The following is a 19216-nucleotide window of genomic DNA, read 5'->3' as shown; positions in this document are numbered from 1 at the left end:
CGCGGAGGCGGCGTGAGGGGCGGCGAGTGGACCAGCACCTCGATGCCCTACCTGACTCCGCGCGCCGCCGGGGCGACTGACGCGTGGACCGCGGAAACCCAGGAGTCGGGCCGCCGGGGGACCCAGCGCATCGTCCACGCCGGGGAGACAACAGCCCCGGCCGGTGTTGCGGCGATGCTCGGCCTGGCGGCTGGGAGCACGGTCGTGTGTCGTCGCAGGATCATCGAACTCGACGGCGAACCGACCGAGCTGACGGACAGCTACTACCCCACGGACATCGCCGCAGGCACCCCGCTGGCCGGAACGGCGAAGATCCGGGGTGGGGCCGTGACGCTACTGGCCGCCCTGGGGCACGTCGGCGTGCGGGTCATCGAGACGGTGACAGCGCGGATGCCCGGCGTCGAGGAGTACGAGCAGCTCCGCCTCGGCGAGGGCGAACCGGTGCTGCAACTCGCCCGCACCACCTACGACTCGGCGGACCGCGCGATCCAGGCCGACGTGATGGTCATGCCGGGAGGACGTCAGCAGGCGCGGTACGAGATCAGGCTTGACCCTTCACAGCCTGGGTGAACGGAGCCCACGCGGCGGCCGGGAACACCAGGACCGGGCCAACGCCCGCGTGCATTGACATGACTACACAACGCCACCGCGCCCGCCACCCCTGGTCGGGGACGTGGCGGGCGCGGTGTCAGAGTTCCGTACGTCGTTGTACGGACCGTATGAGGGGTCCCGCCATTCGCGTGACGGGGGGTGCTTCGGGGCTACACCATCAGGGAGCGGTCCGTCGGCTTGACCGGGTACGGGAGGGTGCTGGTGCCGGTCAGGTAGCGGTCCACGCCGCGGGCGGCCGAGCGGCCTTCCGCGATGGCCCACACGATGAGCGACTGGCCGCGGCCCGCGTCGCCGGCGACGAAGACGCCGTCGGCGTCCGTGGCGTACGAGGCGTCGCGGGCGATGTTGCCCCGCGCGTCGAGGCTCACGCCGAACTGCTCGACCAGACCGTTGGCCTGGTCGGTGCCGGTGAAGCCCATCGCCAGGGTGACCAGCTGCGCGGGGAGGACGCGCTCGGTGCCGGGCTTCTGGGTGAGCTTGCCGTCGACGAACTCGACCTCGATCAGGTGCAGGGCCTGGACGTTGCCGTCCTCGTCGCCCTCGAAGTGGGTGGTGGAGACGGAGTAGATCCGCTCGCCGCCCTCCTCGTGGGCCGAGGTGACCTTGTAGAGCATGGGGAAGGTCGGCCAGGGCTGCCCGGTGGGGCGGTCCTCGGACGGCTTCGGCATGATCTCCAGCTGGGTCACCGAGGCCGCGCCCTGGCGGTGGGCGGTGCCCACGCAGTCCGCGCCGGTGTCGCCGCCGCCGATGACGACCACGTGCTTGCCCTCGGCGGTGATCGGCGGGGCCAGGAAGTCGCCCTCCTGGACCTTGTTCGCGAGGGGGAGGTACTCCATCGCGAAGTGGATCCCGCGCAGGTCCCGCCCGGGAACCGGCAGGTCGCGGGAGACGGTGGCGCCCGCCGCCACGACGACCGCGTCGAACCGCTTGCGCAGGTCGGTGGCGGTGATGTCGCGGCCGACCTCGATGCCGGTGCGGAACTTGGTGCCCTCCGCGCGCATCTGCTCGATGCGGCGGTTGATGTGCACCTTCTCCATCTTGAACTCGGGGATGCCGTAGCGCAGCAGGCCGCCGATGCGGTCGGCGCGCTCGTACACGACCACGGTGTGGCCGGCCCGGGTCAGCTGCTGGGCCGCGGCGAGGCCCGCCGGGCCCGAGCCGATGACGGCCACCGTCTTGCCGGACAGGCGCTCGGGCGCCTGCGGGGTGACGTCGCCGTTGTCCCAGGCCTTGTCGATGATCGAGACTTCGACGTTCTTGATCGTGACGGCCGGCTGGTTGATGCCGAGGACGCACGCCGACTCGCAGGGAGCCGGGCACAGCCGCCCGGTGAACTCCGGGAAGTTGTTCGTCGCGTGCAGGCGCTCCGAGGCGGCGGTCCAGTCCTCGCGGTACGCGAAGTCGTTCCACTCGGGAATCAGGTTCCCGAGCGGGCAGCCGTTGTGGCAGAACGGGATGCCGCAGTCCATGCAGCGGCCGGCCTGCTTGCTGATGATCGGGAGCAGCGAGCCCGGGACGTAGACCTCGTTCCAGTCCTTCAGCCGTTCGGCGACGGGACGGGAGCAGGCGGTTTCGCGCGGGGTGGTGAGGAAGCCCTTCGGGTCAGCCATTGGTCGCCGCCTCCATCATCTTCTCGGTGGTCTCGGACTCGGAGAGTCCGGCCAGCTCAGCGGCGTCCTTGGCGGCGAGCACTGCCTTGTACGTGGTCGGGATGATCTTGCTGAAGCGGGCCGCCGAGACGGACCAGTCAGCCAGGAGCTTCGCGGCCACGGTCGAGCCGGTCTCCTCCTCGTGGCGGCGCACCACATCGTGCAGCCACTGCTTGTCGGCGTCCGAGGGGGCCTCCACGGCCCCGGCGTTGCCGACGTTGACCTGGCGGGGGTCGAGGTCGATGACGTACGCGACGCCGCCGGACATGCCGGCCGCGAAGTTGCGGCCCGTCTCGCCGAGGACGACCGCCGTACCGCCGGTCATGTACTCGCAGCCGTGGTCGCCCACGCCCTCCGAGACGACCAGGGCACCGGAGTTGCGGACGCAGAAGCGCTCGCCGGTGCGGCCGCGCAGGAACATCTCGCCGCCGGTGGCTCCGTAGCCGATGGTGTTGCCGGCGATGGTGGAGTACTCGGCGAGGTGGTCGGCGGCGCGGTCCGGGCGGACCACGACGCGGCCACCGGAGAGGCCCTTGCCGACGTAGTCGTTGGCGTCGCCCTCCAGGCGGAGGGTGATGCCCTTCGGCAGGAAGGCGCCGAAGGACTGGCCGGCGCTGCCCGTGAAGGTCAGGTCGATCGTGTTGTCGGGCAGGCCCGCGCCACCGAACTTCTTGGTGACCTGGTGGCCGAGCATGGTGCCGACGGTCCGGTTGATGTTGCGGATCGCGACCTGGGCGCGGACCGGCAGGGCCGCCTCGGCGGACTCGGCGTTCAGCGCGTCGGCCGCGAGCTCGATCAGCTCGTTGTCGAGGGCCTTCTCCAGACCGTGGTCCTGCTCGATCAGGGCGTGGCGGACCGCGCCTTCGGGCAGCTCGGGCACGTAGAAGAGGGGCTCGAGGTCGAGGCCCTGCGCCTTCCAGTGCGTCACGGCGTTGCTGGTGTCGAGGAACTCGGCGTGGCCGACGGCCTCCTCGATCGTGCGGAAGCCCAGCTCGGCGAGGAGCTCGCGCACCTCCTCCGCGATGAACTCGAAGAAGTTGACGACGAACTCGGGCTTGCCGGAGAAGCGGTCGCGCAGGACCGGGTTCTGCGTGGCGATGCCGACGGGGCAGGTGTCCAGGTGGCAGACGCGCATCATGACGCAGCCGGAGACGACGAGCGGCGCGGTCGCGAAACCGAACTCCTCGGCGCCGAGCAGCGCGGCGATGACCACGTCGCGGCCGGTCTTGAGCTGGCCGTCCGTCTGGACGACGATGCGGTCGCGCAGCCCGTTGAGCAGCAGGGTCTGCTGGGTCTCGGCGAGGCCGAGCTCCCAGGGGCCGCCCGCGTGCTTCAGGGAGGTCAGCGGGGACGCGCCCGTTCCGCCGTCGTGGCCGGAGATGAGGACGACGTCCGCGTGGGCCTTGGAGACACCCGCGGCGACCGTACCCACGCCGACCTCGGACACGAGCTTCACGTGGATGCGCGCGGCCGGGTTGGCGTTCTTGAGGTCGTGGATCAGCTGAGCCAGGTCCTCGATGGAGTAGATGTCGTGGTGCGGCGGCGGGGAGATCAGGCCGACGCCCGGGGTGGAGTGCCGGGTCTTGGCGACCCACGGGTAGACCTTGTGGCCGGGCAGCTGGCCGCCCTCGCCGGGCTTGGCACCCTGCGCCATCTTGATCTGGATGTCGTCCGCGTTGACCAGGTACTCGGAGGTGACGCCGAAGCGGCCGGAGGCGACCTGCTTGATCGACGAGCGGCGCGCCGGGTCGTACAGGCGGTCCGGGTCCTCGCCGCCCTCACCGGTGTTGGACTTGGCGCCCAGCTGGTTCATGGCGATGGCGAGGGTCTCGTGCGCCTCCTTGGAGATGGAGCCGTACGACATGGCGCCGGTGGAGAAGCGCTTGACGATCTCGGAGACCGGCTCGACCTCGTCGATGGAGATCGACGGGCGGTCGGACTTGAAGCCGAAGAGGCCGCGGAGCGTCATCAGGCGCTCGGACTGCTCGTTCACCCGGTCCGTGTACTGACGGAAGATGTCGTACCGGCGGTTGCGGGTGGCGTGCTGGAGGCGGAAGACCGTCTCCGGGTCGAACAGGTGCGGCTCGCCCTCGCGGCGCCACTGGTACTCGCCGCCGATCTCCAGCGCGCGGTGCGTGGCCGCGATGCCGGAGGCCGGGTACGCCTTGGCGTGGCGGGCGGCCACTTCCTTGGCGACGACGTCCAGGCCGGCGCCGCCGATCTTGGTGGCGGTGCCGTTGAAGTACGTACGGACGAACTCCTCGTTGAGGCCGACGGCCTCGAACACCTGGGCGCCGCGGTAGGAGGCGACGGTGGAGATGCCCATCTTCGACATGACCTTCAGGACGCCCTTGCCGAGGGCGTAGATCAGGTTCTTGATGGCCTGCTCCGGCTCCAGGCCGGACAGGAAGGTACCGGCGCGCAGCAGGTCCTCGACGGACTCCATGGCCAGGTACGGGTTGACGGCCGCGGCGCCGTAGCCGATGAGCAGGGCGACGTGGTGGACCTCTCGGACGTCGCCGGCCTCGACCAGCAGGCCCACCTGGGTGCGCTGCTTGGTGGCGATGAGGTGGTGGTGCACGGCAGCGGTGAGCAGCAGCGACGGGATCGGCGCGTGCTCGGCGTCCGAGTGGCGGTCCGACAGGACGATCAGGCGGGCACCGGCCTCGATGGCCGCGTCGGCCTCGGTGCGGATCTCCTCGATCCGCGCGGCCAGCGCTTCGCCGCCGCCGGAGACCCGGTAGAGGCCCGAGAGGGTGGCGGCCTTCATGCCCGGCATGTCGCCGTCGGCGTTGACGTGGATGAGCTTGGCCAGCTCGTCATTGTCGATCACCGGGAAGGGCAGGGTGACGCTGCGGCAGGACGCGGCGGTCGGCTCGAGCAGGTTGGACTGCGGGCCGATCGAGGACAGCAGCGAGGTGACGAGCTCCTCGCGGATGGCGTCCAGCGGCGGGTTGGTGACCTGCGCGAACAGCTGGGTGAAGTAGTCGAAGAGCAGCCGGGGGCGCTCGGACAGGGCCGCGATCGGCGAGTCCGTACCCATGGAGCCGAGGGCCTCGCCGCCGGTGCGGGCCATGGGCGCGAGGATGACGCGCAGCTCTTCCTCGGTGTAGCCGAAGGTCTGCTGGCGGCGGGTGACCGAGGCGTGGGTGTGCACGATGTGCTCACGCTCGGGCAGGTCCGTCAGCTCGATCTCGCCGGTCTCCAGCCATTCGGCGTAGGGGGCGGCGGCGGCCAGTCCGTCCTTGATCTCGTCGTCCTCGACGATCCGCTTCTGGGCGGTGTCGACGAGGAACATCTTGCCGGGCTGCAGGCGGCCCTTGCGGACGACCTTGGACGGGTCGATGTCGAGGACGCCGACCTCGGAGCCGAGGACGACGAGGCCGTCGTCGGTGACCCAGTAGCGGCCGGGGCGCAGACCGTTGCGGTCGAGGACCGCGCCGACCTGGGTGCCGTCGGTGAAGGTGACGCAGGCCGGGCCGTCCCAGGGCTCCATCATCGTGGAGTGGTACTGGTAGAACGCGCGGCGGGCCGGGTCCATGGAGGCGTGGTTCTCCCACGCCTCCGGGATCATCATCAGCACGCTGTGCGGCAGCGACCGGCCGCCGAGGTGGAGCAGCTCCAGGACCTCGTCGAAGGAGGCCGAGTCGGAGGCGTCCGGGGTGCAGATCGGGAAGATGCGGTCGAGGGCGCCGTCGCCGAAGACGTCCGACGCCAGCTGGGACTCGCGGGCCTTCATCCAGTTCCGGTTGCCCTTGACCGTGTTGATCTCGCCGTTGTGCGCGACGAAGCGGTACGGGTGGGCGAGCGGCCAGGACGGGAAGGTGTTCGTCGAGAACCGGGAGTGGACCAGGGCGAGCGCCGAGGCGAAGCGGCGGTCGGAGAGGTCCGGGAAGAAGGGCTCCAGCTGGCCGGTGGTCAGCATGCCCTTGTAGACGATGGTGCGGGCGGAGAGCGACGGGAAGTAGACGCCGGCCTCGCGCTCGGCGCGCTTGCGCAGCACGAAGGCCTTGCGGTCCAGCTCGATGCCGGTGCTGCCGTTGCTGACGAACAGCTGCGAGAAGGCGGGCATCGTGGCGCGGGCGCCGTTGCCGAGCAGGTCCGGGGTGACCGGGACCTCGCGCCAGCCGAGGACCGTCAGGTTCTCCTGGGCGGCGATGGCCTCGATCTGCTCCACGGCGACGGCCTGTGCGGTGCCGTCGGCGGGGAGGAAGGCGATGCCGACGGCGTACGCGCCGGCCTCGGGAAGCTCGAAGTCCGCGACCTCGCGCAGGAAGGCGTCCGGCACCTGGGACAGGATGCCCGCGCCGTCGCCGGAGTCCGGCTCGGAGCCGGTGGCGCCGCGGTGCTCGAGGTTCCGCAGGACGGTCAGGGCCTGCTCAACGAGGGTGTGGGTGGCCTCGCCGGTGAGGTTCGCCACGAATCCGACGCCACAGGCGTCCTTCTCGTTGCGGGGGTCGTACATGCCCTGCTGGGCGGGGCGACCGTCCATGGGCGACCAGGCGGTGTTGCTGAGGCCGGTCGCGGAGTGCGTGGATGCGGAACGCATCGGCTCTCCCGTCGTCGTCGTGGCATATGTGCATAGCCGAGGGACGACGTTGGCCCTCTGCGAAATTTCGTGCAGGTTACATGATGACGTTAATTCCGAGAACCGGATATCACATTCCAGCATGCGGACACTGCTCGAGGCAGAAAGAAGGGACCTTCACGGGGTCGCAGACGCTTCTACGCGGAGTTCTGCTGGCACAACACGGGTCGAAGGTCCCGGCGCGAGCGGGCATCATTGCCCGGCGCCCTGGTCTGATGCCCAGCGGTCACGGAATCGAAACCACCGGGTAACGGACTACTTATGCTGCGTGCTGCATAGTGTCTCACTCCCGCGCTCGTTAGCCTACGGCGCTGCCGATCCAGGTTCCCAGGATGTACGTCACACCCGCGGCGGCGCCACCCAGGACAAGCTGGCGCATACCGCTGTACCACCAGGACCGGGCCGTGACCCGCGCGACCACCGCACCGCAGGCGAAGAGCCCGGCGAGCGCCAGCAGCACGGCCGGCCACAGGGCGGTCGCACCGAGCAGGTAGGGCAGTACGGGCAGCAGCGCGCCCAGCGCGAAGGAACCGAAGGACGAGACGGCGGCGACGAGCGGCGAGGGCAGGTCGTCGGGGTCTATGCCGAGCTCCTCGCGGGCGTGGATCTCCAGCGCCTGCTCCGGGTCGCGCGACAGCTGCATCGCGACCTCGCGGGCGAGGGCGGGCTCGACCCCGCGCGAGACGTAGAGCTCGGCCAGCTCCTCCATCTCGTCGACCGGGTGCTTGCGCAGCTGCTGCCGTTCCACGTCCAGCTCGGCGAGGACCAGCTCGCGCTGGGAGGCGACGGAGGTGTACTCGCCGGCCGCCATCGAGAAGGCGCCGGCCGCGAGGCCCGCCAGGCCGGTGATCACGATGACCTGCGGGGCGACGGCGCCGCCGGCCACACCGGTCATCAGGGCGAGGTTGGAGACGAGCCCGTCCATGGCTCCGAAGACGGCCGGCCGCAGCCATCCGCCATTGACGTCCCGGTGGGTGTGGTTGTCGCGGTGTGCGGTGTGCAGCGGCGCTTCGATGTCGATGATGGACATGCGGCGTATCTCCCCTTTTGTGCGAGCGGGTACGCGAAAGCGACGCGCGGCTGTGCCCGGCCCGGGACACTCCCCCTGAACACCTCGAAAGTACGCACGATTCCTGCCTCCCGCCAGCAAGGAAGGCCGTACTTACCTGGGCTTTCGCGGGTCGGCGACCGGGTGACGGGGGCGTTCGGGGGGCGTTTCGCGGCGAGCGACAAACCTCATGCCGTGGCACAAATCCCCCAAGGGCTCATCATGAGTCCCACCAAATGGAGAGGCGCGCCATGGAGCTGATTGCATGCAATCCGCAGGTCCTCCTCGAACGGGCCAGGGGCGCCCTTCTCGGCCTCGCGGTGGGTGACGCGCTGGGCGCCCCCGCCGAGAACATGAAACCGTCGGAGATCCGGGCGAAGTGGGGCCGGATCGAGGGCTTCGTCTCGGAGGACCCGGCGGGCACGGACGACACCGAGTACGCCATCTTCTCGGGCCTGCTGCTCGCCCGGCACGGCTCGGCCCTCACCGTCGCGCACGTCGAACGGGCCTGGCACCACTGGATCGCGGACCTGGACGAGGGCCCGTTCCGGGGCGCCGGATTCTCCGAGCGCGGCACCCTGGAGAACCTGCGGCGGGGCCTGGCGGCCCCCATCTCGGCGCAGCACCGCCACGCCTGGTCGGACGGGCTCGCCATGCGGGCGGCCCCCTTCGGGGTGTTCGCGGCGGGCCGCCCGGCGGAGGCGGCCCGGCTCGTCGCCATCGACGGCACGGTCAGCCACGACGGGGAGGGCATCTACGGCGGCCAGGCCGTCGCCGCCGGGGTCGCCGCGGCCATGGCCGGCGGCTCCCCCGTCTCCGTGGTCTCGGCGGCCCTGTCGGTCATCCCGTCCGACTCCTGGACGGCCCGCTCGCTGCGCCGCGCGGTGACCGCCGCGCCCCGCGGGGAGCGGGCGGTACGGTCGGCCGTGGTGATCGGCGGCTACCCGTGGACGGACCTGGCGCCGGAGGCGGTGGGCCTGGCCTTCGGGGCCTTCGCGGCCTGCGCGGGCGACTTCCCCTCCTCGGTGCTGACGGCCGTCAACATGGGCCGGGACGCCGACACCACCGCCGCGGTGGCGGGCGCCCTGGCCGGCGCGCTCTCCGGGGCCGCGGCGATCCCGGCCGACTGGGCCTCGGCCATCGGGCCGGTACGGGGCAGCTGCCTCCCCTCGATGCGGGGCTACCACGTCCTGGACATCGCGGACCTCCTCACCCCGGAAACCGAGCCCCCGCGATGACCCCACCGACCCCCTCCCCAAACGCCCCCACCACCCCCGCCCCAACAGCCACCCCCAGCCCACCCGCCCCGGCCCCGGCCCCGCCCCCGGCCCTGGCGACCAGCCCCCGCGCGCCCGCACCGGCCCCGGCCCCGCCGGCCGGCCCCGCCGGCCCCGTGCCGGCCCCTCCCCCGGCACCGGCCCCCGCACCGCCCACGCCAAGGCCCGCGGCCCCGTCAGGCCCCGGAATCGAGGGACCCCGCGGCCCCGGCCGGGCAGCGGAGCCCGCAGCCGCGTCAGGCCCCGGGCGGCCGGACCCGGCGGCAGCGCACGCACCGGGGCCGACGGCACCGTCAGGCCCCGCCGGCCGGGGGCCCGGGGGCTCGCCCCCGGTTTCGGGAAGGGGCGGGGTGGGGGAACTCCCCCCGGCGGGAACCGACCCCGCCGGGCCGCGCACGCAGCCCCGTACCGCCACGGCAGCGGCAACAGCAGCGCGCGCCGGCGCCGCGGGAGCGCAGCCCCCCACGGCCCCGGCGGCAGCCGGACCCTGGCCGGGCGACGGGCCGCGCACGCGGCCCCGTACCACCCCGACGGGCGACGCGCCGGGCGCGCAGAGCGCCCCCCGGCCCCCCGCAGGGGCCCGGCGGATCGAGGGGCTCCTCCTCGGCCTCGCCGCAGGCGACGCGGCCGGCTGGCCCGCCGCCCGGCACCGCGCCAGCCGGATGCCCGAGTGGACCCGCCGCCTCACCCGCGAGCTCGACACCTTCGCCGAGCAGAACGCCACCACCACCCTCCCCGTCCCCATCGCCCTCAACCAGCCCCCCGAACCGCTCCGCCTCGGCCCCTCCGACGACGCCGAATGGGCCGCCTTCGCCGCCGAGTCCGTCCTCACCGCCGCCGGAGCGCTGCTCAGCGACCTCTCCCGGTCCCGCCGCATGCGCGCCGCCATCGACCTCGCCTGGAACGCCCTCGCCTCCGAGATCGCCGCGGCCGCGGACCGCGCGCCCGAGGTCGAGTCCGCCGTCCTCCCGCTCCGCGCCCGCATCTCCGTACGCGCCGGCCTCGGCAACCTCGCCGCCGGCCTGCGCCCGCCCGCCACCGGCCACGACAACCCCCACTACTTCGACGACGCCGCCTGCGTCCGCGCCTGCGTACTCGCCGTCGTGCACCCCGGCGACCCCCACGCGGCCGCGGACCTCGCCGAGTTCGACGCCCGCTACACCCAGGACGGCGACGGCGTCCACGGCGCCCGCGCCATGGCCGCCGCCATCGCCTCCGCCCTCGCCGGAGCCGACACCACCGCGGCCGTCGACGCCGCCCTGGAACAGCTGCCCGCCGCCACCGAGATCGGCCGCAACGCCCGGCACGCCGTCAAACTCGCCCGCGCCGACGCGGGCACCGAGGGCGCCGGCGCCTTCGCCCTCGTCCCGCTCCTCGAGCACCAGATCGTCGACCACGTCTACAGCTACGGCATCGCCGCCGCCGAGACCGTCCCCGTCGCCCTCGCCCTCGCCACCGCCGCCCGCGGCAAGGTCTGCGAGGCCGTCCCCGCCGCCGCCTGCCTCTCCCGCGTCGCCGACTCCGCCCCCGCCCTCGCCGGCGCCCTCACCGGCGCCCTCGGCGGCGGCGACTCCCTCCCCGCCGCCTGGCGCGAGGCCTGCCGCACCCTCTCCGGCTGTGCCCTGCCCCGGCTGGCCGGAACCGACCTCGTCGAACTCGCCGCGCTGCTCACCCGTACGGAACTCACCTCACCGAAGGGATGATTCGGGCATGACCCTCACACTGGAGGACCGGTTCTCGGGCGCTCTCGTCGGAGCCGCCGTGGGCGATGCCCTCGGCGGGCCGGTGGAGGGCTGGTCCCCCCAGCAGATCGTCGAACGGCACGGCGGCCGCGTGCACGGCATCGTCGGCCCCTGGTACGAGGACTGGCGCACCGCCCGCCCCATCGCGCCGTACCACAAGGGCGACGGCCACGTCACCGACGACACCCTCATGACGCACGCCCTGGTACGGGTCTACGCGACCGTACGGGACCACCTGGACGCGTACGCGGTCGCCGACCACCTCGTGCCGGACCTGATGGGCACCCCCCGCTGGATCCCGGAACTGGAGGCCGAGGCCCTGCCCCTCCAGCGGATCTTCCTCGCCGAGAAGTGGATCGTGACCCGGCTGCACTACGCACACGCGGACCCCCGCGAGGCCGGCACCGGCAACATCGTCAACTGCGGGGCGGCGATGTACATGGCGCCGGTCGGGCTGGTCAACGCTGGCAATCCGGCCGCCGCGTACGCCGAGGCGCTGGACGTCGCGGGCGCGCACCAGTCCTCGTACGGGCGGGAGGCGGCGGGCGTCTTCGCGGCGGCCGTCGCGGCGGCGTGCGCGCCGGGGGCGACGGCCGCGTCGGTGGTGGACACCGCGCTGTCCCTGGCCAAGGACGGCACCCGCGCGGCCATCGCGGCGGTACGCGAAGTCGCCCTGCGGCACCGGGAGTTCGAGTCCGCCCTGGCCCCGCTGCGGGAGGCGGTGGCCCCGTACGACTCGGTCGGCCCGGACTACCGCGCGCCCTCGCTCGGCGCCCGGCGCCCCTCGCGCCTGCACGCCATCGAGGAACTCCCGGTCGCCCTCGGCATGCTGCTGGTCGCGGACGGGCGGTACGAGACCTCGGTGCTCGGCGCGGTCAACTACGGCCGCGACTGCGACTCCACCGCCACCATGGCCGGGGCGATCGCGGGAGCCCTGGGCGGGGAGTCCGCGGTCCCCGCCGCCTGGGCGAAACAGGTCGCGGAGGCCAGCCGGCTCGACCTGCACGCCCCGGCGGTGGCGCTGGCCGCCGTGGCCCGGGAGGTCTTCGCCCGGGACCGGTCCCGCCGGCGCGCGCACGAGAGCGCCTTCACCGCCATCGCGTCCGCGCGGTGACGGGCGCTCCCGCCGGGGGGCCGGCCGCCGCCCGGGACCTCGTACGGCTCACCTGGGTACAGCCCGAGGACCTGCTCGGCCACGAGCTGCGCCAGGCCGCGGAGGACGGCCGGGACCCCGGGCCGGCGCTGCGCACCTGGCTCGCGGCGGGCGGCCGGGAGGCCCCCGCCCGGGCCGGGGCCTCCCCCGCCCCGGCCCCGCCCGCCCTGCGCACCCTCGCCACCCGCCTGCTGGACGACCTCGCGGGCCTCCCCGTCCCCTCGGCGGCGACGGAACCCACCGCCTGGCCGGCCCTCCGCGCCACCTGGCCCGCCGCCCCGGAGCCCGGGCGGGCGCAACCAGGGGCCGGGCCCGGGGCCCCGCGGCCCGCACCGCAGCCTCCGGGAGCCGGGCCGGTGGCCCCGGCGTCCGGGCCGTCCCCCGGCCCCGGCCCTGCCGCGCGCCCCCGGAGCGGCCTGCCGCAGGCGGCGAGCCCCGGCGGGCCGCACGCCGAGCCGGGCCCGCCCGGCGGCGTGGATGCGGGGCTGCGCCGCAGGCTGGAGGCCGCGTGGCTGGGGCGGGCCGTCGGCTGCGTGCTCGGCAAGCCCGTGGAGAAGCTCCCCCTGGAGGGGATCCGGGCCCTCGCCCGCGCCGCCGGCAACTGGCCGCTCGCCGACTGGTTCACCGCACGCGGCGTCCCCGCCGCAGTACTGGCCGCGTACCCGTGGAACCGCCGCTCCGCGCCCACCTCCCTCGCCGAGAACATCGACGGCGCGCCCGAGGACGACGACCTCAACCACCCCCTCCTCGGTCTGCTCCTGCTCCGGCGGCACGGCAAGGGCTTCACCACCGCGGACCTCGCCCGCCTCTGGCTCGACGAGCTGCCCGCCGGCCGCACCTTCACCGCCGAGCGCGTCGCCTACCGCAACCTCCTCCAGGGGCTGGAGCCCCCGCTCACCGCCACCCACCACAACCCCTTCCGCGAGTGGATCGGCGCCCTGATCCGCGCCGACGTCCACGGCTGGACCAACCCCGGCGACCCCGCGGCGGCCGCCGAACAGGCCTGGCGGGACGCCACCCTCACCCACACCGCCAACGGGGTCTACGCCGCCCTCTTCACCGCCGCCGCCATCGCCGAGGCCGCCACCGGCCGGGCCGACGTGCACCGCGCGCTCCGGGCCGGGCTGGCCGTCGTACCGCCCGGCTCGCGCCTGGCCGAGGCCGTCCGCACCGGGATCCGCACCGCCGGCGAGGAGTCCGACTTCGACCGCGTCGTGGACCGGCTGCACGCCTGCTACGGCCACTACCACTGGGTGCACGCCCTCCCCAACACGGCCCTGATCGCGGCCGCCCTCACCCACGCCGACGGGGACTTCACCCACTCCGTCTGCAAGGCGGTCTCCGGCGGCTGGGACACCGACTCAAACGGCGCCACCGCGGGCTCCCTCGCCGGGATCCTGGCCGGCTCCCCCGACCGGCTCCCGGACCGCTGGACCGCGCCGCTCAAGAACCGCCTCGCCACCACCGTCGCCGGTTTCGACGGCGTCGGCTTCGACACCCTCGCCCACCTCACCGCCCAGGAGGCAGCCCGATCATGACGGCCATCGCCGTGCTCGGCAGTACGAACATGGACCTCGTCGCCTACGTCCCCAAGGCCCCCCGCCTCGGGGAGACCGTCACCGGACGGGAGTTCCGCACGGTCCCCGGCGGCAAGGGCGCCAACCAGGCGGTGGCCGCCGCACGCCTCGGCGGGGAGGTGGTGATGATCGGCGCGGTCGGGGCGGACGAGTTCGGCGTACGGCTGCGGGCCGCCCTCGCCTCGGCCGGGGTCGAGACCGCCGCGCTGCGCACCGTCGAGGGCGCCAGCGGCACCGCACACATCACCGTCGACGACGAGGGTGCCAACAGCATCATCGTCATCCCCGGCGCCAACGCCCGCGTCACCGGCCTCGAGGCGGGCGACGCGTCGCGGATCGGCGCCGCCGACTGCCTGCTGCTCCAGCTGGAACTCCCCCTGGAGGCCGTCCTCGCCGGCGCCGTCGCCGCCCGCGCGCAGGGTGTCCGTACGATCCTCACCCCGGCCCCCGCGCAGCCCCTGCCGGCCGGGCTGCTCGCCGCCACCGACCTGCTGGTCCCGAACGAGCACGAGGCCGCCGCCCTCACCGGGCTCACCGATCCGCACCGGGCCGCCGAGGCGCTGCTGCGCGAGGTGCCGGAGGTGGTGATCACGCTGGGTGTGGCGGGCTGCCTGTACGCGGCCCGGGGGCGCGAGCCCCTCACCGTGGCCGCCCTCCGGGTCCGGGCCGTGGACACCACCGCCGCCGGGGACACCTTCGTCGGGGCGCTCGCGGTGGCCCTCGGGGAGGGCCGGGCCATGCCCGAGGCCCTGGCCTGGGCCTCGGCCGCCGCCGCGCTGTCCGTCCAGCGGCCCGGTGCCCAGGACTCGATGCCGACCCGCCCCGAGGTCACCCGGGCCGTCCGGGGCCAGGCCGCCCCCGAGGCCGCGTCATGACGACCACGCCCACACCCACGCCCCCGACCACACCCACCCCCGGCCAGGGCAACGGCCCCCTGGCCGGGCTGCGGGTGCTCGACCTCGCCACCCTGTTCGCCGGACCGCTGGCCGCCACCCTGCTCGGGGACTTCGGGGCCGAGGTGGTCAAGGTCGAGCACCCGCAGCGGCCCGACCCCTCCCGGGGGCACGGGCCCGCCAAGGACGGGATCGGATTGTGGTGGAAGCTGCTCGGGCGGAACAAGCGGACGATGACCCTCGACCTGTCCACGCCCGGCGGCCGGGACACCCTGCTGCGGCTGGCCGCCACCGCCGACGTGGTCGTGGAGAACTTCCGCCCCGGCACCCTGGAGCGCTGGGGGCTGGGCTGGCCCGAGCTGTCCGCCGCCAACCCCCGGCTGATCCTGACCCGCGTCACGGCCTTCGGCCAGCAGGGCCCGTACGCCCACCGCCCGGGCTTCGGCACCCTCGCCGAGGCGATGAGCGGTTTCGCCGCGATCACCGGCGAGCCGGACGGCCCGCCGACCCTGCCGCCCTTCGGGCTCGCGGACTCCATCGCCGCGCTGACCACCGCGTACGCGGTGATGACCGCGCTCGCGGGGCGCGACCGCACCGGGCGCGGGCAGGTCGTGGACCTGGCGATCATCGAGCCGATCCTCACGGTCCTCGGCCCGCACCCGCTCTGGTACGACCAGCTCGGCTACGTCCAGCCCCGCACGGGCAACCGCTCCACCAACAACGCCCCCCGCAACACCTACCGCAGTGCGGACGGCCGCTGGCTGGCGGTGTCCACCTCGGCCCAGTCCATCGCGGAGCGCGTGATGCGGCTGGTCGGCCGGCCCGAGCTGATCGCCGAGCCCTGGTTCGCGACCGGCTCCGGGCGGGCCGCGCACGCGGTCGTGCTCGACGAGGCGGTCGGCGGCTGGATCGGCCGGCACAAGGCCGACGAGGTGGTCGCCGCCTTCGAGGAGGCCGAGGCCGCCGTCGCGCGGGTCTACGACGTCCGGGACGTGATGGCCGATCCGCAGTTCGCGGCCCTCGACACGGTCACCGAGGTCGAGGACCCCGAACTCGGCCCGCTCCGGATGCAGAACGTCCTCTTCCGGCTGTCCGAGACCCCCGGCGGGATCCGCTGGGCGGGCCGTCCGCACGGCGCGGACACGGAAGCCGTCCTGACCGAGCTCGGCCTGACCGGGGCCGAGATCGCCGCTCTCCGCACGGAGGGAGCCCTGTGATCCTGACCTGGCTGTACGCGCCCGGGGACCGCCCGGAGGTGGTAGCGAAGGCGCTGCTCTGCGGGGCCGACGCCGTCATCGTCGACCTGGAGGACTCGGTGTCGGCCTCGCGCAAGGAGTACGCCCGCGCGGCCACCGCCGAGCTGCTCACCGAGCGGCCCCCGGTCCCCGTCCACGTCCGCGTCAACGCCCTCGGCTCCCCCTGGGCGGGCGCCGACCTGACGGCTCTGGCCCGGCTGCACGGGCTCGCCGGGCTGCGGCTGCCCAAGATCGACGCGCCGGAACAGATCACCCGGGTCGCGGACCGCACCGGAGGGGTGGCCCTGTACGCCCTGCTGGAGTCCGCGCTGGGCGTGGAGAGGGCGTACGAGATCGCCCGCGCCCACCCCTCCCTGCAAGGGGTGACCCTCGGAGAGGCGGATCTGCGTGCCGACCTCGGCGTCAGCGCGGAGGCCGGGCTCGACTGGCCGCGTTCCAGGGTCGTCGTGGCGGCCCGGGCCGCGGGACTGGTGCCCCCGGCCCAGTCGGTGTTCCCGGACATCCGGGACCTGGAGGCGCTGGCCGTCTCCTGCGCGCGCGGACGCTCGCTGGGGTTCCTCGGCCGGGCGGCGATCCACCCCCGCCAGCTCCCCGTGATCGAGCGGGCCTACCTCCCCGGGCCCGAGGAGGTCACCGCCGCCGAGGAGATCGTCACCGCCGCCCGCGCCACCCCGGGGGCCCTGGCCCTGCCCGACGGCCGCTTCGTCGACCCGGCGGTGGTGGCGGCCGCCCACCGCACCCTGACCCTGTCCCGCCGCACACCTTCTTGACGCGCCGCACACCCTCTGACGCGCCGCTCGCGCGGCTCGGCCGTGGCCGGCCTCCCCTTCTTGACGCGCCGCTCGCGCGGCTCGGCCGTGGCCGGCCTCCCCTTCTTGACGCGCCGCTCGCGCGGCTCGGCCGTGGCCGGCCTCCCCTTCTTGACGCGCCGCTCGCGCGGCTCGGCCGTGGCCGGCCTCCCCGGCTTCGCGCCGCTGCGCCGGCCTCCGGCCGTCGGACCCGAGTGGAAGGGCGGGTAGGGGACCCAGCCCCGCGCAGCGGCCCACCACCCGCAGACGACGGTCGGACCCCAGCCCGGGCCCATGGTTCCCCGGGCGCTGCCCGGACCCGCGCCTCAAACGCCGGCGGGGCTGGAAAATCCAGCCCCGCCGGCGATTGAGGCGACGGGCGCGCAGCGCCCGTACGGGGTCCGGGGCGGAGCCCCGGGGAACCGTGGAAGGGCGGGGAGGGGCAGGCCCCGCGCAGCGGCGCCCCCGGGGCACAGGCCGGGTACGCCGGAGGGGGCGCCGCAGTACGCGCGGCGCCCCCTCCGGTACGACTCGTTCAGCTCTTGTCGGCCTCAGCGGCCTTCGTCAGGCTGGTCGGCTTCGCCTCGGCACCCTCGGCACCCTCGACGGGCTCGGCGTCGGCCTTCGCTTCCGCACCCGCCGGCACGGCCTTGGCGTCCGCGCCGCCCTCACCGGAACCGCCGGAGGCAACCGGCTCCACGACCTCCTCGCGCCCCGGCCGCAGCTTCGCCGAGAGCACGAAGTAGACCACCGCGAGCACGAAGCACAGGATCGCGGTCCACACGTTCAGCCGCATGCCCATGATGTGGTGCGCCTCGTCGACCCGCAGGTACTCGGTCCAGACGCGCCCGGCGCAGTACGCGGCCACGTACACGGCGAAGGCCCGCCCGTGCCCGAGCTTGAAGCGCCGGTCGGCCCAGATGACCAGGGCGGCGACGCCGAGGCACCACAGGGACTCGTACAGGAAGGTCGGGTGGTAGGTCCCGGCGACCCGGTTGGGGCCTTCGCTGATCTTCACCGCCCAGGGCAGGTCGGTGGCCCGCCCGTACAGCTCCTGGTTGAACCAGTTGCCCCAGCGGCCGCAGGCCTGGGCGATGGCGATGCCGGGGGCCAGGGCGTCGGCCCAGGCCGGCAGCGGGATCCCGCGCAGGCGGCAGCCGATCCAGGCGCCCACCGCGCCCAGCGCGATCGCGCCCCAGATGCCGAGGCCGCCCTCCCAGATCTTGAAGGCGTCGACCCAGTTGCGGCCCTCGCCGAAGTAGAGCTGGTAGTCGGTGATCACGTGGTAGAGGCGACCGCCGACGAGGCCGAAGGGCACGGCCCACACGGCGATGTCCGCGACCGTGCCCGGCTTTCCGCCGCGCGCGATCCACCGCTTGTTGCCGAGCCAGACGGCGACGAAGACGCCGATGATGATGCAGAACGCGTAGCCGCGGAGCGGGATCGGTCCGAGATGGATCACGCCGGTCGACGGACTGGGGATGTAAGCAAGGGTCATGGCAGACCTGACGCTACCCTGCCGGGCGGTACGGACCGCAACCCGCCCGGCAAGCTGAAACCAAAACCACACACGGCGCGGCCGCCGCTCAGCCTCCCGAGGCGACTCCCGAGCCGGACCGGGAGCCCGCGCCGGTCCCCGAGACGGTCCCCGAAGCGGAACCCGAAGCGGAACCGGAACCGGCCGAGGGGGCGGTCCTGGTCCCCGCCCTCGTCCCGCCGCCCGCCGGGGCGGAGGCGGACGGGGAGGCGGAGGCGGACGGGGAGGCCTTGCCCGTACCGGAGGCCCCGGCGCCGGAGGTGCCCTCGACCTTCTCCTTCAGCTTCTGCGGGGTCAGCGGGTTCGCCTGGTCGGAGAAGATGTCCTTGCCGTCGAGGAGCACGGTCGGGGTGCCCCGGAACTTCCCGGCGCGGAAGGCCTCGTGGGACTTGCCCACCCAGCTGTTGTGGGTGCCGTCCTCCACGCAGGAGCGGAAGGCCGGGGTGTCGAGCCCCTCCACCTTGCCGGCCAGTTCCAGCAGCTTGGCGTTCTTGCCGTAGGCGTCGTCGGTCTCCTGCGGCTGGTTCTGGAAGAGGACGTCGTGGTACGCGGGGAACTTCCCGGCGTCCTGGGCGCAGGCGGCCGCATTCGCCCCCTTCAGGGAGCCGGTGCCGCCCATGTTCCCGTCGATCAGGGCCACCAGGTGGTACTCGACCTTGAGCAGCCCCTTGGCCTCCAGGTCGTGGATCGTGGTGCGGTAGTTGTCCTCGAAGGCCTTGCAGGCGGGGCAGCGGAAGTCCTCCCACACCGTGAGGGTGGACTTGGCCTCGTTCTTGCCCGTCTGGATGGCGAGGGCGTCCTTGCCGGTGGCTCCGGACGGCGCGGCCACCGGGCCCGCCTCGGCGGACTTGTCGCCCTTGCCGGCGTTGGCCGCGATCACGCCGACGACGGCGGCCAGGCCGAGCACGCCGACGACCGCGCCGGCCACCACGAAGGTCCGCCGGCGCTTGTCCCGGGTCTTCTGCCGCTCGCGCTCCTGCTGGAGTCGCTCCCGGGCCGATCGTTTCGTCGCATCGCGGTTCGCACCGTCGTTCTTCTCGCTCACGTTCGGCCAAACGAAGCGGGGAGGCACTCGCGTGCCTCCCCGCTGCCGTTT

Annotated in this window: 12 protein-coding genes and 1 pseudogene; 8 read left to right on the top strand and 5 right to left on the bottom strand. The window is 74.0% G+C overall.

Going from position 1 to position 19216, the window contains the following annotated elements:
• Positions 1-12 precede the first annotated feature (12 nt).
• Positions 13-570, top strand: a complete 558-nt coding sequence (locus OOK34_RS20910) for a GntR family transcriptional regulator (protein WP_267035384.1) — start codon at positions 13-15, stop codon at positions 568-570.
• 191 nt (positions 571-761) lie between these two features.
• On the opposite strand, the gene OOK34_RS20905 is transcribed toward OOK34_RS20910, so the two are convergent.
• From OOK34_RS20905 to OOK34_RS20895, 3 genes are all read right to left on the bottom strand, one after another.
• Positions 762-2222 (bottom strand): glutamate synthase subunit beta, encoded by a 1461-nt coding sequence (locus OOK34_RS20905; protein WP_267035383.1) that lies wholly within the window; start codon positions 2220-2222, stop codon positions 762-764.
• A complete protein-coding gene (gene gltB, locus OOK34_RS20900; protein ID WP_267036843.1) occupies positions 2215-6753 on the bottom strand; it encodes a glutamate synthase large subunit in 4539 nt (1512 codons plus the stop codon). Before gltB ends, OOK34_RS20905 begins: the two co-directional genes overlap by 8 nt.
• A gap of 394 nt (positions 6754-7147) precedes the next feature.
• A complete protein-coding gene (locus OOK34_RS20895) occupies positions 7148-7879 on the bottom strand; it encodes a VIT1/CCC1 transporter family protein (RefSeq protein ID WP_267035382.1) in 732 nt (243 codons plus the stop codon).
• Between the two features lie 269 nt (positions 7880-8148).
• On the opposite strand from OOK34_RS20895, the gene OOK34_RS20890 reads away from it, so the two are divergent.
• The 7 genes from OOK34_RS20890 (at position 8149) to OOK34_RS20860 (ending at position 16565) form a co-directional block, all read left to right on the top strand.
• Positions 8149-9135, top strand: coding sequence for an ADP-ribosylglycohydrolase family protein (locus tag OOK34_RS20890; protein ID WP_267035381.1), 987 nt, complete (start codon positions 8149-8151; stop codon positions 9133-9135).
• Between the two features lie 389 nt (positions 9136-9524).
• Positions 9525-10877 (top strand): ADP-ribosylglycohydrolase family protein, encoded by a 1353-nt coding sequence (locus OOK34_RS20885; RefSeq protein WP_267035380.1) that lies wholly within the window; start codon positions 9525-9527, stop codon positions 10875-10877.
• Between the two features lie 7 nt (positions 10878-10884).
• Positions 10885-12030 carry an ADP-ribosylglycohydrolase family protein gene (locus OOK34_RS20880; protein ID WP_267035379.1) on the top strand — a complete coding sequence of 382 codons (1146 nt, stop codon included), beginning with the start codon at positions 10885-10887 and terminating at the stop codon, positions 12028-12030.
• On the top strand, positions 12027-13607 hold the full coding sequence (locus OOK34_RS20875) for an ADP-ribosylglycohydrolase family protein (protein WP_267035378.1): 1581 nt from the start codon (positions 12027-12029) through the stop codon (positions 13605-13607). The genes OOK34_RS20880 and OOK34_RS20875 overlap by 4 nt, the downstream gene beginning before the upstream one ends.
• Positions 13604-14521, top strand: coding sequence for a ribokinase (gene rbsK, locus OOK34_RS20870; protein WP_267035377.1), 918 nt, complete (start codon positions 13604-13606; stop codon positions 14519-14521). The genes OOK34_RS20875 and rbsK overlap by 4 nt, the downstream gene beginning before the upstream one ends.
• Complete coding sequence (locus OOK34_RS20865; protein ID WP_267035376.1) at positions 14518-15756, top strand: CaiB/BaiF CoA-transferase family protein; 1239 nt, start codon at positions 14518-14520, stop codon at positions 15754-15756. The genes rbsK and OOK34_RS20865 overlap by 4 nt, the downstream gene beginning before the upstream one ends.
• Positions 15753-16565, top strand: a complete 813-nt coding sequence (locus OOK34_RS20860) for a CoA ester lyase (RefSeq protein ID WP_267035375.1) — start codon at positions 15753-15755, stop codon at positions 16563-16565. The genes OOK34_RS20865 and OOK34_RS20860 overlap by 4 nt, the downstream gene beginning before the upstream one ends.
• A gap of 553 nt (positions 16566-17118) precedes the next feature.
• Here the strand turns inward: OOK34_RS20860 and lgt are convergent.
• Together lgt and OOK34_RS20850 are read right to left on the bottom strand one after the other, a co-directional pair.
• Positions 17119-18081, bottom strand: a complete 963-nt coding sequence (lgt, locus tag OOK34_RS20855; protein WP_267035374.1) for a prolipoprotein diacylglyceryl transferase — start codon at positions 18079-18081, stop codon at positions 17119-17121.
• A gap of 304 nt (positions 18082-18385) precedes the next feature.
• Positions 18386-19165 (bottom strand): annotated as a pseudogene (locus OOK34_RS20850) (thioredoxin domain-containing protein); the annotation flags it as partial.
• Positions 19166-19216 lie beyond the last annotated feature (51 nt).

It is taken from the genome of Streptomyces sp. NBC_00091, assembly GCF_026343185.1.
Taxonomy (GTDB): domain Bacteria; phylum Actinomycetota; class Actinomycetes; order Streptomycetales; family Streptomycetaceae; genus Streptomyces.
Note: the sequence above shows the minus strand (reverse complement) of the source record. Positions and strands in the feature narration are given on the sequence as shown.

Coding starts and splice junctions, on each gene's coding strand:
- OOK34_RS20895 (WP_267035382.1), bottom strand. CDS start 7,879: ATGTCCATCATCGACATCGAAGCGCCGCTGCACACCGCACACCGCGAC.
- rbsK (WP_267035377.1), top strand. CDS start 13,604: ATGACGGCCATCGCCGTGCTCGGCAGTACGAACATGGACCTCGTCGCC.
- OOK34_RS20890 (WP_267035381.1), top strand. CDS start 8,149: ATGGAGCTGATTGCATGCAATCCGCAGGTCCTCCTCGAACGGGCCAGG.
- OOK34_RS20865 (WP_267035376.1), top strand. CDS start 14,518: ATGACGACCACGCCCACACCCACGCCCCCGACCACACCCACCCCCGGC.
- OOK34_RS20880 (WP_267035379.1), top strand. CDS start 10,885: ATGACCCTCACACTGGAGGACCGGTTCTCGGGCGCTCTCGTCGGAGCC.
- lgt (WP_267035374.1), bottom strand. CDS start 18,081: ATGACCCTTGCTTACATCCCCAGTCCGTCGACCGGCGTGATCCATCTC.
- gltB (WP_267036843.1), bottom strand. CDS start 6,753: ATGGACGGTCGCCCCGCCCAGCAGGGCATGTACGACCCCCGCAACGAG.
- OOK34_RS20905 (WP_267035383.1), bottom strand. CDS start 2,222: ATGGCTGACCCGAAGGGCTTCCTCACCACCCCGCGCGAAACCGCCTGC.